The 14,448-nt window shown below is 48.9% G+C and carries 17 protein-coding genes; 12 read left to right on the forward strand and 5 right to left on the reverse strand.

Going from position 1 to position 14,448, the window contains the following annotated elements; all coding sequences use genetic code 11:
• Nucleotides 1-3: 3 nt before the first annotated feature.
• The 5 genes from DRJ53_RS00905 (at nt 4) to DRJ53_RS00925 (ending at nt 3,614) form a co-directional block, all read left to right on the forward strand.
• Complete coding sequence (locus tag DRJ53_RS00905; protein ID WP_114233703.1) at nt 4-540, forward strand: RNA methyltransferase; 537 nt, start codon at nt 4-6, stop codon at nt 538-540.
• Nucleotides 541-626: 86 nt separating this feature from the next.
• On the forward strand, nt 627-1,544 hold the full coding sequence (locus DRJ53_RS00910; RefSeq protein WP_114233704.1) for a UbiA-like polyprenyltransferase: 918 nt from the start codon (nt 627-629) through the stop codon (nt 1,542-1,544).
• A 10-nt stretch (nt 1,545-1,554) separates the two neighbouring features.
• Nucleotides 1,555-1,965 (forward strand): Holliday junction resolvase RuvX, encoded by a 411-nt coding sequence (gene ruvX / locus DRJ53_RS00915; RefSeq protein ID WP_114233705.1) that lies wholly within the window; start codon nt 1,555-1,557, stop codon nt 1,963-1,965.
• A gap of 126 nt (nt 1,966-2,091) precedes the next feature.
• Nucleotides 2,092-2,676: a peptide deformylase gene (gene def, locus DRJ53_RS00920; RefSeq protein ID WP_114233706.1), complete on the forward strand. Its 585-nt coding sequence runs from the start codon at nt 2,092-2,094 to the stop codon at nt 2,674-2,676.
• On the forward strand, nt 2,676-3,614 hold the full coding sequence (locus DRJ53_RS00925) for a hypothetical protein (RefSeq protein WP_241558408.1): 939 nt from the start codon (nt 2,676-2,678) through the stop codon (nt 3,612-3,614). The genes def and DRJ53_RS00925 overlap by 1 nt, the downstream gene beginning before the upstream one ends.
• 215 nt (nt 3,615-3,829) lie before the next feature.
• Here the strand turns inward: DRJ53_RS00925 and DRJ53_RS00930 are convergent, their stop codons facing one another.
• Nucleotides 3,830-4,894 (reverse strand): RluA family pseudouridine synthase, encoded by a 1,065-nt coding sequence (locus DRJ53_RS00930; RefSeq protein WP_114233707.1) that lies wholly within the window; start codon nt 4,892-4,894, stop codon nt 3,830-3,832.
• Nucleotides 4,895-4,965: 71 nt separating this feature from the next.
• Here DRJ53_RS00930 and lipB point away from each other — a divergent pair, with 71 nt between their 5' ends.
• A complete protein-coding gene (gene lipB / locus DRJ53_RS00935) occupies nt 4,966-5,679 on the forward strand; it encodes a lipoyl(octanoyl) transferase LipB (RefSeq protein WP_114234401.1) in 714 nt (237 codons plus the stop codon).
• Between the two features lie 92 nt (nt 5,680-5,771).
• Here lipB and DRJ53_RS00940 read toward each other — a convergent pair whose 3' ends face one another.
• Both DRJ53_RS00940 and DRJ53_RS00945 read right to left on the reverse strand, forming a co-directional pair.
• Nucleotides 5,772-6,479, reverse strand: a complete 708-nt coding sequence (locus tag DRJ53_RS00940) for a hypothetical protein (RefSeq protein WP_114233708.1) — start codon at nt 6,477-6,479, stop codon at nt 5,772-5,774.
• Nucleotides 6,480-6,518: 39 nt separating this feature from the next.
• Nucleotides 6,519-7,433: a 1-aminocyclopropane-1-carboxylate deaminase/D-cysteine desulfhydrase gene (locus DRJ53_RS00945; protein ID WP_114233709.1), complete on the reverse strand. Its 915-nt coding sequence runs from the start codon at nt 7,431-7,433 to the stop codon at nt 6,519-6,521.
• A 53-nt stretch (nt 7,434-7,486) separates the two neighbouring features.
• Between DRJ53_RS00945 and DRJ53_RS00950 the strand changes: the two genes are divergently transcribed.
• The gene (locus DRJ53_RS00950; RefSeq protein ID WP_114234402.1) at nt 7,487-8,386 is read left to right on the forward strand and encodes a nucleotidyltransferase family protein; all 900 of its coding nucleotides are present in this window, start codon (nt 7,487-7,489) and stop codon (nt 8,384-8,386) included.
• A 632-nt stretch (nt 8,387-9,018) separates the two neighbouring features.
• Here the strand turns inward: DRJ53_RS00950 and DRJ53_RS00955 are convergent.
• Together DRJ53_RS00955 and DRJ53_RS00960 are read right to left on the reverse strand one after the other, a co-directional pair.
• Nucleotides 9,019-10,128: a S1C family serine protease gene (locus tag DRJ53_RS00955; protein ID WP_114233710.1), complete on the reverse strand. Its 1,110-nt coding sequence runs from the start codon at nt 10,126-10,128 to the stop codon at nt 9,019-9,021.
• 1 nt (nt 10,129) lies between these two features.
• Nucleotides 10,130-10,693, reverse strand: a complete 564-nt coding sequence (locus tag DRJ53_RS00960) for an RNA polymerase sigma factor (RefSeq protein ID WP_114233711.1) — start codon at nt 10,691-10,693, stop codon at nt 10,130-10,132.
• 130 nt (nt 10,694-10,823) lie between these two features.
• Between DRJ53_RS00960 and DRJ53_RS00965 the strand changes: the two genes are divergently transcribed.
• The 5 genes from DRJ53_RS00965 to DRJ53_RS00985 all read left to right on the forward strand — a co-directional run bounded on the left by DRJ53_RS00965 (nt 10,824) and on the right by DRJ53_RS00985 (nt 14,445).
• Complete coding sequence (locus DRJ53_RS00965; protein ID WP_114233712.1) at nt 10,824-11,060, forward strand: hypothetical protein; 237 nt, start codon at nt 10,824-10,826, stop codon at nt 11,058-11,060.
• 20 nt (nt 11,061-11,080) lie between these two features.
• Entirely contained in the window at nt 11,081-11,293 is a 213-nt protein-coding gene (locus tag DRJ53_RS00970; RefSeq protein ID WP_123893273.1) for a hypothetical protein, read from the forward strand.
• Between the two features lie 39 nt (nt 11,294-11,332).
• Nucleotides 11,333-11,575, forward strand: coding sequence for a hypothetical protein (locus DRJ53_RS00975; RefSeq protein WP_114233714.1), 243 nt, complete (start codon nt 11,333-11,335; stop codon nt 11,573-11,575).
• A gap of 162 nt (nt 11,576-11,737) precedes the next feature.
• Nucleotides 11,738-13,420: a DEAD/DEAH box helicase gene (locus tag DRJ53_RS00980; protein WP_114233715.1), complete on the forward strand. Its 1,683-nt coding sequence runs from the start codon at nt 11,738-11,740 to the stop codon at nt 13,418-13,420.
• A gap of 191 nt (nt 13,421-13,611) precedes the next feature.
• Complete coding sequence (locus tag DRJ53_RS00985; RefSeq protein WP_114234403.1) at nt 13,612-14,445, forward strand: prephenate dehydratase; 834 nt, start codon at nt 13,612-13,614, stop codon at nt 14,443-14,445.
• Nucleotides 14,446-14,448: the final 3 nt, after the last annotated feature.

Here is a 14,448-nt window from a genome sequence, read left to right on the forward strand (position 1 = left end):
GCCATGCGCAAATTGAAGACCACCGAGTTGGGCCGGCTGAGTGTGGAGGAATTCAGGGAAAAAGAAAAGCTTCCCATCATTGCCGTTTTGGAAAATGTTCGCAGCGCCTATAACGTAGGTTCTTTTTTCCGTACGGCAGATGCATTTTTGCTGGAAGCCATTTACCTGGTGGGCTACACGGCATTTCCGCCCCACAAAGAGATCCGAAAAACCGCGCTGGGAGCGGAGGATACCGTTACCTGGAAACATTTTAAAACACCTGCGGAAGCCCTGGCCGACTTAAAGTCCATGGGTTACGAAGTATATGCCATTGAGCAGGCGAGTGGCAGCAACCAATTGCAGCATTTTTCCGGCGGCGAAAAAGTTGCTGTTGTTTTTGGCAACGAAGTAACTGGTGTTGAACAATCCACCATCGAAGCGTGTAATGGCTGTATCGAAATACCGCAACTGGGTATGAAACATTCCCTAAATGTGGCAACAGCGGGCGGCATCGTGTTGTGGGAGCTGGTTCGCAACAGGCTGCTGGCTGATTTAAGTTAGTTGTTTGTAAACCTGATTAAGATAGTTTTGCAGTCAAATTTTGGCCCGGGATTTTCTACCGCATTCGCGGCGCAATCAATCAATCCATGAATCAGTTGAAAAATTATTTGTCGCTTATAAAATTTTCGCACACCATTTTCGCAATGCCTTTTGCATTGATCGGTTTTTTCCTGGCAACCAGCGTAGCCATTCGCAGCTGGGTGCACGATTACCTGGGAAATGGTTTGCCGCAATATGCATCAGACAGCAGCAAGCCTCTGGGCATTTTGTTCCTGTTGGTGATCTTATGTATGGTGTTTGCCCGTTCGGCAGCAATGGCTTTTAACCGTTACCTCGATCGCGATATTGATGCCCTCAATCCCCGCACGGCCATCCGCGAAGTGCCGCGTGGCATCATCACACCGAAGAACGCCTTGCTGTTTACCATTGTCAACTGTGTTTTATTTCTTGTTTGCACCTGGTTCATCAACCCACTTTGTTTCATGCTGGCCCCGGTGGCGCTGGCAGTGATCCTGGGTTATAGTTATACCAAAAGATTTACGCCGCTTTGTCACCTGATCCTGGGCCTGGGCCTGGCGCTGGCACCCATTGGTGCTTATGTGGCCGTAACCGGTGCCTTTCACTGGCTGCCCATTTTGTTTTCGCTGGCTGTTTTGTTTTGGGTAAGTGGTTTTGATATCATCTACTCCCTGCAGGATGAAGATTTCGATCGTAACCAGCAGCTTTATTCCATTCCATCCTGGCTGGGTAAAGAAAAGGCCCTGCAGGTGTCGGAACTGCTGCACCTGCTGAGCGCTGCCTGCGTGGTGGCGGCCGGCAAACTGGGCGATTTCAGTTACCTGTACTGGCTGGGGGTGCTGGTATTTATTGGCATGTTGGTGTACCAGCATTCTATTGTGAAACCGAACGACCTGCGCCGCGTCAACATTGCGTTCATGACGGCAAACGGCATTGCCAGCGTCGTGTTTTCCGTTTTTGTCATCACCGATTTACTGACCCGCTAATTCTGCTTGTATGGGGCGCATCATGGCAATTGATTATGGCGGAAAACGTACCGGGCTAGCCGTAACCGACCCGTTGCAAATCATTGCATCGGCACTCACCACCATTGAAACCCACAAACTGCTCCAGTTCTTAAAAGAATATTTTGCAAAAGAGCCGGTGGATGCCGTGATCATCGGCATGCCACTCAATTGGGACGACACCGCAACCCACGCTACGCCGCTGGTGAAAGGGTTTATTAAAACCTTCAAAAAGAACTTTCCACTCATGCCGCTCACCGAAGTGGATGAGCGCTATACTTCCAAAATGGCATCGAGAGCCATGGTGGAAATGGGCATGAAAAAAAAGCAGCGGCAGGATAAAGGCATGGTGGACCAGATCGCCGCCACCATTATGCTGCAGGAGTATATGGGCCGGGTGTAGCACCTCAATTGTAAACAGTTTCACCATTCCCTGTTTTTATTTTTCCCCTGAATTTTGAGTTTCTTCACAGCAAGCCCGGGCTGCAAACCTTAATTTTGCAGCGATATTTTATACAATCTGCGCAACATGATTTTACCTATAGTAGCATACGGGCACCCGGTTTTACGCAAAGTGGCTTCCGATATCGATAGCAGCTATCCCGGTTTGGCCAAACTCATCGAAGACATGTGGGAAACCATGTATGCCTCCAACGGCGTTGGGCTGGCCGCACCACAAATTGGTAAAGGCATCCGCCTGTTTGTAGTGGACAGCGAGCAGATTTTTGCCAACATGGACGAAGAAGAACGCAAGGAAGAATCTTATCCCGATGAGCCCGGTGTAAAACAGGTGTTCATCAATGCGCATATCGAAGAAGAGGGCGGCGATGACTGGGCTTACAACGAAGGCTGCCTGTCCATTCCAAAGATCCGCGAAGATATTTACCGCGCTGAGGAAGTAACATTGCGCTACCACGACGAGGAATTCAACGAGCATGTAAAAACATTTACGGGCATCACGGCGCGGGTTATTTTGCACGAGTACGACCACATCGATGGCAAACTATTCATCGATTACCTGTCGCCGCTCAAACGCAAGCTGCTCAAGCGCAAGCTCGACGACATCACCAAAGGCAATGTGCGGGTCGATTACAAAATGCTGTTCCCTAAATAATGAAGCGGCTCCCGTTTTTATGCTTGCTCTTGTTGCTGGCGGATAAGGGCTTTGCCCAAACCGACAGTGCCGATGCAGAAGCCCTGCGCCGCATGGTAAACCTGAGCGAAGTGGTGATCCGTTCCGACCTGAACGTGCCCCGCTTTTTGCAGCAAATAAAAACCGACACTACTTTTTACAAAGCCTTCCGCAACCTGCGCATTCTTTCGTTTACATCGCTGAACGACATCCGCATGCAGGATAAAAGGGGCAAAGTTTCCGCCACGCTGCAAAGCCGTACCCGGCAGTTTCGGCAGGACGGTTGCCGCACCATGCAGGTGCTGCAGGAGCAGACCACCGGCGATATTCGCGACCGCAGCGGCGACTGGAATTACTACACCGCCGAACTCTATGCCGGACTGTTTTTTACGCAGGGAAAAGTTTGCGGCGAAAACAATATTGTATCGGGCACGCAGCGCAAGGTGCGGCAAACCAAAGGGCTGGAAAAACACAAGGAACAACTCAAAATGATGTTCTTTAATCCCGGCAAAAAAATCCCGGGCATCCCGTTCATTGGCGATAAGCTCGATGTGTTTGATAAAGACGTAGCCCGTTTTTACGACTTCAACATTGATGTGGAAGATTACCGCGAAGTGCCTTCGTACAAGTTTACCATCCAACGCAAAGAAGGGCTCAGCAGCGGCGAACGGGACAAGATTGTTTACGACAACATCACCACCTGGTTCGATGCCAAAAACCTTTCGATTTTAGGCCGCGTGTACGACCTGAGCTACAATGCCGGCGTGTATGATTTTGACGTGCACATGGAAGTGCAGATGACGCATTTCAATGGCCTGCTGGTGCCCAACCTTATTCGCTACAACGGCAATTGGGACGTGGCTTTTAAAAAGCGGGAACGCGGCATTTTCACCGCTACGCTGTTTGATTTTGCACGATAATATTTTGACTTTTTCATTCCATTGTTTCTCCGCAAGGCCTGCCAACTCTTTGCTATTTTTTTGTAACCGGCATTTGTTCTGAATTCAGCACCGGTTGCGTCGCACACTGCAACTGCAGTGCATTGATGAACATTTTTAAACAACAATTCTTTACAAGCTCCAATAAAAAAGCAGCACCAAACCAGTGCTGCTTTTTCTTAAACGCTTAATAAATCTTAATCAACTTTTCCTTTCAGCACATGCTGCGAATAACCGCGCCATTTTTCTATCACCGTTGCCATATCCGCCGGCACCGGCGATTCAAAATGCATCTCAACACCGGTAACGGGATGCACAAAGCCCAGCGTACGGGCATGCAGCGCCTGGCGTTTGCAGATCTGAAAACAATTGTCTACAAACTGCTTGTATTTGCTGTAAATAGTGCCTTTTACAATTTTATCGCCGCCATAAAAGTCATCGTTGAACAGCGGGTGGCCAATGTACTTCATGTGCACCCTGATCTGGTGGGTCCTTCCGGTTTCCAGCACGCATTGCACCAGCGTTACATAGTTCATCCGCTCCAGCACGGTATAATGCGTGGTGGCGTCTTTGCCGTGTTCGCCATCGGGGTAGGCTTCAAATAGTTTGCGGAACCGCTGGTTGCGGCCCACATGCGCCTTGATGGTGCCGGTATCATTGGCAACATCGCCCCACACCAGCGCCAGGTATTGCCGCTTTACGGTATGATCGAAAAATTGTTTGGCCAGGTGCGTCATGGCTTTGCCCGATTTGGCCAGCACCAACAGGCCGCTGGTGTTTTTATCAATGCGGTGCACCAGTCCAAAACGCGGCAGCGTATCTTCCGAAACATCGGGCAGGGTTTGCTGCAGGTAATGGGCCACGCCATTGAGCAGTGTGCCGCTGTAGTTGCCGCTGCCCGGGTGCACCACCATGCCCGCCGGTTTGTTGATCACCATCAGGTGCTCATCTTCAAACACAATATTCAGCGCCATTTTTTCGGGCACTATTTCCGTCGTTTCCGGCGATACATCGGAATATACAATGATGCTATCGAACGGCTTTACCTTGTAATTCTGTTTTACCGGTTGGTTGTTTACCAGCACCATGCCGCTGTTGATGGCCCGCTGCAACTTATTGCGGGTAGCGCCTTCAATGCGGTTCATCAAAAACTTGTCGATGCGGTAAGGCTCCTGTCCTTTATCGGTCACAAAAGAAAACCGTTGGTACAATTCATCGCCTGTTTCCTGTTCGCCGGTCAGCGGCTCTTGATCGGGGGCCATAGCCCGCAAATATACTGATGCCCAATTTAGCGGCACATGTGCGCTGCGCCAAACGCAGTAAATTTGCACCCATGCCACAACGCACCGCCATATTTAAAGACCTGGGAAAACTGGATTATAAAACCGCTTGGGACCTGCAGGAAAGCCTGTTGCAACAAGGTGTTGCTGTAAAGCAGTCGCCGGCAAGTGCACCGGATGGCCCGGCTGAAAATGCCGTGGTGCAGAACTACTTGCTGTTTGTGGAACACCCGCCGGTGTATACATTAGGCAAGAGTGGCAAAATGGAACATGTGCTCATTTCGGACGAAGAACGGGATGCAAAGGGCATTGAATTTTTTAAAATAAACCGCGGCGGCGACATTACGTTTCATGGCCCCGAACAAATTGTAGGTTATCCCATCATCGACCTTGAACAGTTTTACACCGACATTGGCCGCTACCTCCGCGAACTGGAAGAAGTGATCATCCGCACCCTTGCTGACTACGGCATCGAAGCAGGCCGGTCGCCCGGCGAAACCGGCGTGTGGATTGAGCCCGGCGTGCCCGGCAAGGAACGGAAAATCTGTGCCATGGGTGTGCGCTGCAGCCGCTGGATTACAATGCACGGCTTTGCGTTCAACATCAATACAGACCTGAATTATTTTAATTATATCGTTCCTTGCGGCATTGCTAACAAAGCGGTTACCTCGCTGCAGCAGGAACTAGGCCGCGCAGTGCGATTGGAAGATGTAAAGGAAAAATTAAAACACCATTTCGCCGAGGTGTTTGGCGTGGAGTGGGAGTAGCGCCGAACAACAAAGACACCAAGCAAAAGAAGTTACATGAAGAAAAGATCTTTGTGGCTCTTCGTTTTCTTCGTGCCTTCGTGGTTCAAAGCCTAAAAATCATTCGCCAGGAAAAACCGGTTTTTTTCTACCAGTTTATCATCGTTGTACAGTTCAAACTTGAACCAGCCGGCGTGCATAAAGTTGGCTTTGTCCAGTGTGAGTGCCGTTTCCTTAATGTTTTTCATTTCAAATAAAAACGAATCGTCGTTTTCAAAAAAACGAATGCGGTATTGTTGCTTGTCGGCATCGGGCAGGTTAACAAACAGGTAACCGTCTTTATTGGTGTACACATACACCGATGGTATGTACTCCGGTTTTTTAGGCACTACTGTTTTTGCCGAATCTTTTCTAGCGCCGTTTACCTGTCCCTGGATGCCCGAACCCGGCGCCACTACGGCCGCTGCATTGGCCGTATCGAGCAATGGCCGTTTTGCAGGTGTGGTTAAAAAGTTGCCGCCATCCAGCATAATAAACAGGCGGTAAAACATCCGGTCGTTGGGCGCTTTGGTATCCACATAACCATTTTGCACGGCCATCGGGTCGGCCACGCTCAACACCGTTTTATAAAAATTAAGGCTGTCGAAAGAGCGCTGTATGGAAATTTGCTTTACCTGCTGGTAGTTGTTTACCCAACCAATCACGATCCTGTTTTGCCCAACATTGCGCAACGAAAAATTGGGCAGCGTATCCTGTGCTGCAGCTTGTTGGCAGCAAAAAAACAGGAGCGAACCAATACAAAATTTTCTGATCCAATTCATAGCCGATTTGGGATTGGCCAGCAAATATAGGATGCAGGCCTATTCGGCGCCGAAGATTAACGTTCCGGGCGGCAGCGACCGGTTGCCCTGCAGCCCGCCACTGTGCACAAGCAGCACATGGCTGCCCTTTGGAAAATAGCCGGCGGCCACCAGGTTTTGAAACGCAAAAAATAGTTTTCCCGTGTACACAAAATCCGATGGAATCCCGGTTTGTTGGTACCATTCGTTCATAAAATGCAGCAATTGCGGTGTGTGTTTGGCGTAGCCGCCACCATGATGTTCGTGCAATATTTGTATCGGCCTGATCATTTCTGGCGGCAACAAACTTTGCACGGACGCTTCCAATGAGTAATTATTTTTGAGCACCGAAATACCAATCACCTGCTGGTGCGGCAGTGCGGCAAGGTGCAAGCCAGCCAGCGTGGTGCCCGTGCCGACGGTACACATAATATGAGAAAACGATTGAATATTTATACCGTCTAAAATGGTGGCGGCACCCAACATGCCTTCTTTACTATAGCCACCTTCCGGAATGATGATGTGTTCTTTATCGGCTATCAGCGTTAATAATTCGTCCGGAATTTTTTGATTGCGGTAATCGGTGCGGTTGGTAAAAAATAATTGCATCCCCAGCGCTGCTGCCTGAAGCAGTGTAGGCGATGGCACCTTTCCCCGCTCGCCGCGAATAACACCATACGATTGCAAACCTGCAGCAGCACAGGCAGCAGCCGTTGCCACAATATGATTCGAAAACGCGCCACCAAATGTTACGATCGCTTTTTTATTGCCGCTCGTTGCAGCGGTCAGGTGCAGTTTTAATTTATACCATTTATTGCCCGAAACCACCGGGTGCACTGCATCGAGGCGCAACACAGCTGCCTGCAATTGCTGTTGCTGCAGCTGCGGTAGCGAAATCGATTGCACTGCTGGTATGGAATTTATAATAAACGACATGCCGTTTGACAAGCGGCGAAAATATTTACTTTCGTTTCCAATTTTACAACAATATGAAACCTACACTCCTGATTATGGCCGCCGGCATGGCGTCGCGTTATGGAAGTATGAAGCAGATCCAGCAGTTTGGCCCCAGCGGCGAAACCATCATGGATTACTCCATTTACGATGCAATAAAGGCAGGCTTTGAGAAAGTTGTTTTTATCATACGCAAAGATTTTGCTGAAGACTTCAAAGCCATTTTCGAACCCAAGCTCCAGGGCAAAATCAAAACCGAATATGTGTACCAGGAAATGACAGCCTTTACCGAAGGCTACCAGGCACCTGCCGACCGCACCAAACCTTGGGGTACATCGCATGCCATCCTTTGTGCACAGCCGTCGATCAACGAGCCTTTTGCCGTAATCAACGCCGATGATTTTTATGGTCAGGACGCATTTCAAAAAGCATACGACTTTTTGGTAAAAGAAGCCAATGACCAAACTTTTGCACTGGTGGGTTACCAGTTGGAAAACACGCTTTCTGAAAACGGTTCGGTAAGCCGCGGTGTTTGCGAAGTGGATGCCGACAACAACCTGGTGCAAATCAACGAACGCCTGAAAGTGTACGAAGAAGATGGCAAGATCGTGTACGAAGAAGCGGACGGCAGCAAGCATCCGATTGGCGACACCGCCAAAGCATCGATGAACTTTTGGTGCTTTACGCCGACGCTGTTCCCGTTCCTGCAGGAAGAGTTCCGCAAGTTCTTAGCGCAAAGCGGGCAGGAGCTGAAAGCCGAATTCCTCATTCCTTACTCCGCCGATCGTTATATTAAAGATGGCAAAGGTGTGATCAAGGTGATTCCAACCGCTGCGCAGTGGTTTGGCGTTACTTACAAAGAAGATGCACCTGTGGTGAAGCAACGCCTGGAAGCAGAAATTGCTGCCGGCAAGTATCCGCAGCGCCTTTGGTAAAATTTTTTAGAAACAAGCGCTTTTTTATAAAGATTCCATTTCTTCAAGAGATGGAATCTTTTTTTTGTAGCCACCTGTGGTAATGCTGTTGTGCTCCTGTTGCGTCGCACACTTGTACGTTCTGTATCGCTATTGGGCTTTACTCATGCACTTGTAGTAAACGGTCGTCCTATATTAGCTGTCATGCCGAACTTGTTTCGGCATCCCCTTCAAATGCGGCATTTATAAGTAGTGCAGGAGTTGCCGAATGGTCTTCGGCATGATAAGCCCTTATTGCAATGTGGCATACACTTTCAGTAGAATTTTTCCTTTCGTTTTACTACCCTTTGCCTACTAATCAAGTTATTTGCCCCTGTCATCCTGAGCGCAGCGAAGGATCTGAGCCTGCACTTGCGCAAATGTTGAAGAGAAAGTGAACCTGCTTTTTCTGCAAAGATGCTGCACCTACAACACTTAGATGCGTCGCTGCGCTCAGCATGACAAGCAAAAACCCAGCGCAACAAACAAAAACCCAAAAACACGCAACACAAAAAAGCCACAAAAACCAAAGTCTTTGCGGCTAACATATATGCTGATATTTAGTTGTTCAGTGAACGCTCGGTCTGGTAGAGTCTCTGTGTAAAACCAAAGGCTTAATTCACCTTCACCATAAAAACAAAATCCTTGATCTTTTTAACCTGCTGGGTGCGGTCGAGGTTTTTCAGCGAGCCTGCATTGGGCAGTTTCACTTTACCAAAAGCGGTGTCCTGCCTGCGCAGCGAGTCAATGGCGCGGTGAATGAATTTTGATTGCGTGGCAAACACTACACCTTCGGCGCTGGTTTGTTTGGTGCTCAATATGCCCACCACTTCACCGGCTTTGTTCAGGATGGGACCGCCGCTGTTGCCGGGGTTGGCTGCAATGGCAATCTGGTAAGTCATCGTATCACCTTTAAAACCGGTTTTGGCAGAAAGATAACCTTCGCCATACACAATTTCATTGCGCGGATAACCCAGCGTAAACACCGGTTCAGCCAGTTCACCAGGTGTTTGTTTGATGGCGTAGGGTAGGGAAGCAGGTGCTTTAAAAGAGCTGTCTACAATCTGCAACAGGGCCAGGTCTTTTGCCATATCCATAAACACTACCTGCACTGCATAATCTTTACCATTATTGCCCTGGATCACCACATGGCTGGCATTCTGGATCACATGCGCATTGGTGGCCAGCAGCCCTTTGGTATTGATCAAAAAACCGGTGCCGCCGGTTTTATAAGTAATATCGGGCGGTGCGGTGGTTACATGATTTTTAACCTGGTTCAGTTCCTGGTTCAGTTCCTGGTCTTTGCGTTTCAGCGCATCGATCTGGCGGCTCAGTTGAGCAATTTCTTTAGCGGGTGCTTTCGGCGAAACCGACACCACCAGCGAGCTCAGTGCAATGGCCGTAATGCCCGCAATGGATGCGGCAATTGCGGCCACACGCTTGTATTTATTTACCAGGTAAACAACCTTGGCACGGCCTTGCAGGCGGGTAGATTGAATAGCGCCTTTCTCAGCCAAGTCAATGTGGATGTCGTTCAGTTTGCTCTTGAACTTCTTGATCTCATCGAAATGCGTGAACTGGTGCACAAAAAATGTGTGCTCCACCACCATCTGGTCAATTTCAGGATTCGTTTTGCGCAGCTGTTCAAACTGAACACGTTCATCCGGGCTCATTTGCCCGTTGATGTAGCGTTCAATTTGTTCCAGCATCTTCAGTTCGTCCATCTCAGGCGTTGCTATTATAGGTACTAAAAAACAATTTCTTCAGGCGCATCAGGCATTTATACTTCTGCGTCTTGGCGTTGTCGGCGTTGGTATAGCCAAACGAAAGGGCAATGTCCTGCATATTGCGCTTTTCAAGGTAAAAGGCTTCCAGCAGGCTTTTGCAGGGTTCGCCGAGGCTGCCGATGGCTTTTTCCATGGTGGCAAACTCGTGGTTGTGCTGTTCCTGTTCCTCTACTTCCGCCTCTACGCCAATCAGCTCCAGTTCACCTTCTTCGGCTATCATAAACCTGTTTTGGTGCATCAGGCGTTTGAGCCAAATGCGCCGGCAAACCGAGTAAATAAAAGTGCCCAACTGGCTGGTGAGGGTGAAAGATTCTGATTTAGCCTTTTCGTACAAAACAATCATGGCCTCCTGAAAAACATCCTTCGCATCTTCGGCCGTTCCGTTGTTCTTTAAAACAAGCGCCTGCACCAGATTGTAATGCTCCCGGTAAATGGTTTCGATGGCCTTGCGGTCGTTCTTAGCCAGTCCCCTCAAAAGTAAAGTCTCATTGTCCGCTTTCAACGCTCATTATTTAATACCAAAAACTAAAAATAGTAACCCGCAGTCCGGCAGAAAAATTTTTTAAAATCGTGGGTTACCTTTTTGCAAAGCGGGGAATAAACCTGGGTAGACTTAAAAATCAAACAAAAAAATGAAAAAAGCTTTTTTGATTCTTGCTGTAGCTGCTTCGGTAGCTGCCTGCAACAATGATGGCGCTTCTGCTGATACTGTAAAAGATTCTGTAGTTGACGCTATCGATTCGACCGCTGATGCCCGTATTGATTCGATCCAGGAAACTACTGACAGCGTGGTGAACAAAGTGGAGGCCACTTTTGAAAAAACTGATTCTGCTAATAAAGCAAACGCTGACTCTGCTGCTAAACAATAATGACTGAAACCTTGACCACCATGAAACAATTCGCCTGTCTGTTTTTAACTGTGCTGCTCTTTTCTTCCTGTGGCGAAGAAGGCCGCGAAGCCAGAAACGAAGTGGACAGCGTTTTGAAAAAGGTGGAGAACAAGGCCGAGGTTCTGGCAGATTCTGCAAAAGAAAAATACAAAGACGTACGGGATCATTTGGATACGGCATTGGACCGCGACCGCAATGACACGCTGCGTTAAACTTTTCCTTAACTATCAACATTTTTTAAAAAACAACACATGAAAAAGTTCCTTGCAATTTTCGCTCTGGCTGGTGTACTGGTAGCTTGCGGCAACGACGCTGAAACAACTGACGCTACAACCGACACATCTACTTTGACCGTTGATCCTGCTACTACCGACACAACCGGTATGGGCACTGGCACCATCGGTACCGACACTACCGGCATGGGCACTATGGGCGCTGATACCACTGGTATGAGCACCACTACTACCGACACAACCACTGGCGGTCAGCAATAATTGGTTCGGTTTTAGACCGTACCCCATTTCTGCTTTTGCCAGATCAAAGAATTTTATGGCAAGCATTCTTAAGTCGAGTCTCCCTTGTTTTCAGGGGAGACTTTTATTTTACGACTACGGAATTTACCCTGCAAGGGCGTTACCTTTGCGCAAATTTTGATAATGACAACTTTCGAATCGCTTGGATTAAGCGAACCGCTGCTTCGTGCAGTTACAGACCTTGGATTTACCACACCTACCCCTATACAAGAGCAGGCTATCCCGGTGCTGCTTTCCGGCACCAACGACCTCATTGGCCTGGCGCAAACGGGCACGGGAAAAACGGCAGCATTTGGCCTGCCGCTGCTTCAACTCATCAATCAGGACGACCGGCACCCGCAGGCCCTGATCGTTTGCCCCACCCGCGAATTGTGCATGCAGATCGTGAATGAGATGGAGCTGTTTAAAAAGTTTCAACCGGCGGTACACATCGTAGCCGTGTATGGTGGCACATCTATTACCAACCAGATCCGCGACATCCGCCGCGGCGTGCAAATAGTGGTGGCCACACCGGGCCGCCTCATCGACCTGATTGAGCGCAAAGCCATTAACCTCGAAGAGATTAAATACGTGGTGCTGGATGAAGCTGATGAAATGCTGAACATGGGCTTCCAGGAAGATATTGAGGCTATTTTGAAAAATACGCCGCAGCGCGACAGCACGTGGCTGTTCAGCGCTACGATGCCGCCCGAAATCCGCAACGTAAGCAAGCGGTATATGAAAAACCCAACCGAAGTAACGGTGGGTAAAGTAAATACTGCCAATAAAAACATCGACCACCAATACCTGGTTACAACTGCGCAGCACCGTTATGAAACGTTGAAGCGGCTGATTGATTTCAACCCCGGTATGTACGGCATCATATTTACCCGCACCAAAATGGATGCGCAGGATATTGCCGAAAAACTGACCCGCGAAGGATACGACATTGAAGCCCTGCACGGCGACCTGAGCCAAGAGCAGCGCAACAAGGTGATGGGCAAGTTTAGGGATAAAGCGTTGCAACTGCTGATTGCCACCGACGTGGCAGCACGGGGCATCGATGTGTCGGGCATTACCCACGTGATTAACTACGAACTGCCCGATGACGTGGAAGTGTACACCCACCGCAGTGGCCGTACCGGCCGTGCCGGCAAAACCGGTGTTTGCCTTTCCATTGTACACATGCGTGAAGCGCACCGCATCCGCACCATCGAACGCATGATTGGTGTGCCGCTGCACAAAATGGAAATCCCTTCGGGCAAAGACGTTTGCCGCAAGCAGTTTTTCTTTTTTATGGAAAAACTAATCCAGGCTGATGTTAGCCACGGCGATTATGAAACGTACATGCCGCTGCTGGAGGAAAAATTTGCCGATATGAGCAAAGAAGAAGTGCTGAAGCGTGTGGCTGCATTGGAGTTCGACCGGTTTTTGAAATACTACGAAAACTCGGAAGACCTGAATGTACGCAGCCGCGAACCACGTGAAAGAAGGGGCGAAGGCACATTTGCCGAACGCAGCCGTGAAAGCCGTGGCGAACGCAAGCAATACGGCAGCGGTGGCGGAAACTTCACCCGCTTGTTTGTGAACCTGGGTACAAAGGATGGCTTTTACAAAGCATCGTTCCTGCAGTTTATCCTCGACCTGAGCGACCTGCGTAAAGATGTGCTGGGCCGCATTGATATGCGGGAAATGAACAGCTGGGTAGAAGTGGACGCAAAAGCGGCCGATCAAATGATTCGTTCCATCGACGGCAAAAACTTTCACGGCCGCCGCATCCGGATGAATCCTGCCGATTCTGCACCCTTCAAGCGTGAAAAACGATAAAAAATTTGGTTCTTTTTTGAATATCCTTTAGTTTTACTGCCATGTTATTGACGAAAGCTTATTACGGATTTTATTTTACCTTCTTTAGTAAAGAAGCCGGGATGCTTTTGTTGTAACCGAACCGAATAAAAAATCTACAACATAGAATCCCGGCCTGGAGGCCGGGATTTTTTTTGCCGCAAATGCAACAGATGGAAATACAACGGGTATCGATTCAGGGTTTTGAAGGCAGCTTTCACCAGGTGGCGGCACAGCAGTTTTTTGGCAAAGGCGTGGAGGTAGTGCCTTGCGCCACCTTTCGCGAAGTAGTGAAAATTGCAGGCAACAAAAAGGAAAGTACCGGCGGCGTAATGGCCATCGAAAATTCCATTGCCGGTTCCATTTTACCCAACTACAACCTGTTGCAAAAAAGCGGGCTCAAGGTTACCGGTGAAATTTACTTAACCATCAAACAAAACCTGATGGTGAACCCGGGTGTTCAATTAGAAGATATCAAGGAAGTGCATTCGCATCCGATGGCATTGCAGCAGTGCCTGGATTTTTTAGACAAACATCATTGGAAACTGGTGGAAAGCGAAGACACGGCTTTGAGTGCAAAACGCCTGGCAAAGAACAGGAGCAAACACCACGCGGCGATTGCTTCCAAGCTGGCTGCCGACTTGTTTGGGCTGGAGATCATTGCGCCGAACATTCATACCATGAAAGCGAACTACACACGCTTCCTGGTGTTGCAACGCAGCGATGCGGCCCTGCCGGTGATCGATGCAGATAAAGCTTCCATTCATTTTCATACCGACCATTCAAGAGGCAGCCTTGCCAAAGTGTTGAGTGCTATTGCGGGCCAGGGCATTAACCTGAGCAAGCTGCAAAGCTTTCCTATCCCGGGCAGCGACTGGCGCTATGCCTTTCATGCCGACCTTGAATTTGAATCGGCTGGGCAATTGGAAAGTGCATTGAACGATATAAGGCCGCTGACCGCCGAACTGACGGTGTACGGCATTTACAAAAAAGGAAAAACCATTTAAGCA

The sequence above is a fragment of the Paracnuella aquatica genome (assembly GCF_003332885.2).
Taxonomy (GTDB): Bacteria; Bacteroidota; Bacteroidia; order Chitinophagales; family Chitinophagaceae; genus Flavisolibacter; species Flavisolibacter aquaticus.

What these genes read in the sequence shown, in the direction of transcription:
- DRJ53_RS00970 (WP_123893273.1), top strand. Translation starts at nt 11,081, where the DNA reads ATGAAACAATTCGCCTGTCTGTTTTTAACTGTGCTGCTCTTTTCTTCC.
- DRJ53_RS00910 (WP_114233704.1), top strand. Translation starts at nt 627, where the DNA reads ATGAATCAGTTGAAAAATTATTTGTCGCTTATAAAATTTTCGCACACC.
- DRJ53_RS00905 (WP_114233703.1), top strand. Translation starts at nt 4, where the DNA reads ATGCGCAAATTGAAGACCACCGAGTTGGGCCGGCTGAGTGTGGAGGAA.
- DRJ53_RS00930 (WP_114233707.1), bottom strand. Translation starts at nt 4,894, where the DNA reads ATGGCCCCCGATCAAGAGCCGCTGACCGGCGAACAGGAAACAGGCGAT.
- DRJ53_RS00950 (WP_114234402.1), top strand. Translation starts at nt 7,487, where the DNA reads ATGAAACCTACACTCCTGATTATGGCCGCCGGCATGGCGTCGCGTTAT.
- DRJ53_RS00945 (WP_114233709.1), bottom strand. Translation starts at nt 7,433, where the DNA reads ATGTCGTTTATTATAAATTCCATACCAGCAGTGCAATCGATTTCGCTA.
- ruvX (WP_114233705.1), top strand. Translation starts at nt 1,555, where the DNA reads ATGGGGCGCATCATGGCAATTGATTATGGCGGAAAACGTACCGGGCTA.
- DRJ53_RS00980 (WP_114233715.1), top strand. Translation starts at nt 11,738, where the DNA reads ATGACAACTTTCGAATCGCTTGGATTAAGCGAACCGCTGCTTCGTGCA.
- DRJ53_RS00965 (WP_114233712.1), top strand. Translation starts at nt 10,824, where the DNA reads ATGAAAAAAGCTTTTTTGATTCTTGCTGTAGCTGCTTCGGTAGCTGCC.
- DRJ53_RS00955 (WP_114233710.1), bottom strand. Translation starts at nt 10,128, where the DNA reads ATGGACGAACTGAAGATGCTGGAACAAATTGAACGCTACATCAACGGG.
- DRJ53_RS00975 (WP_114233714.1), top strand. Translation starts at nt 11,333, where the DNA reads ATGAAAAAGTTCCTTGCAATTTTCGCTCTGGCTGGTGTACTGGTAGCT.
- DRJ53_RS00985 (WP_114234403.1), top strand. Translation starts at nt 13,612, where the DNA reads ATGGAAATACAACGGGTATCGATTCAGGGTTTTGAAGGCAGCTTTCAC.
- lipB (WP_114234401.1), top strand. Translation starts at nt 4,966, where the DNA reads ATGCCACAACGCACCGCCATATTTAAAGACCTGGGAAAACTGGATTAT.
- def (WP_114233706.1), top strand. Translation starts at nt 2,092, where the DNA reads ATGATTTTACCTATAGTAGCATACGGGCACCCGGTTTTACGCAAAGTG.
- DRJ53_RS00925 (WP_241558408.1), top strand. Translation starts at nt 2,676, where the DNA reads ATGAAGCGGCTCCCGTTTTTATGCTTGCTCTTGTTGCTGGCGGATAAG.
- DRJ53_RS00940 (WP_114233708.1), bottom strand. Translation starts at nt 6,479, where the DNA reads ATGAATTGGATCAGAAAATTTTGTATTGGTTCGCTCCTGTTTTTTTGC.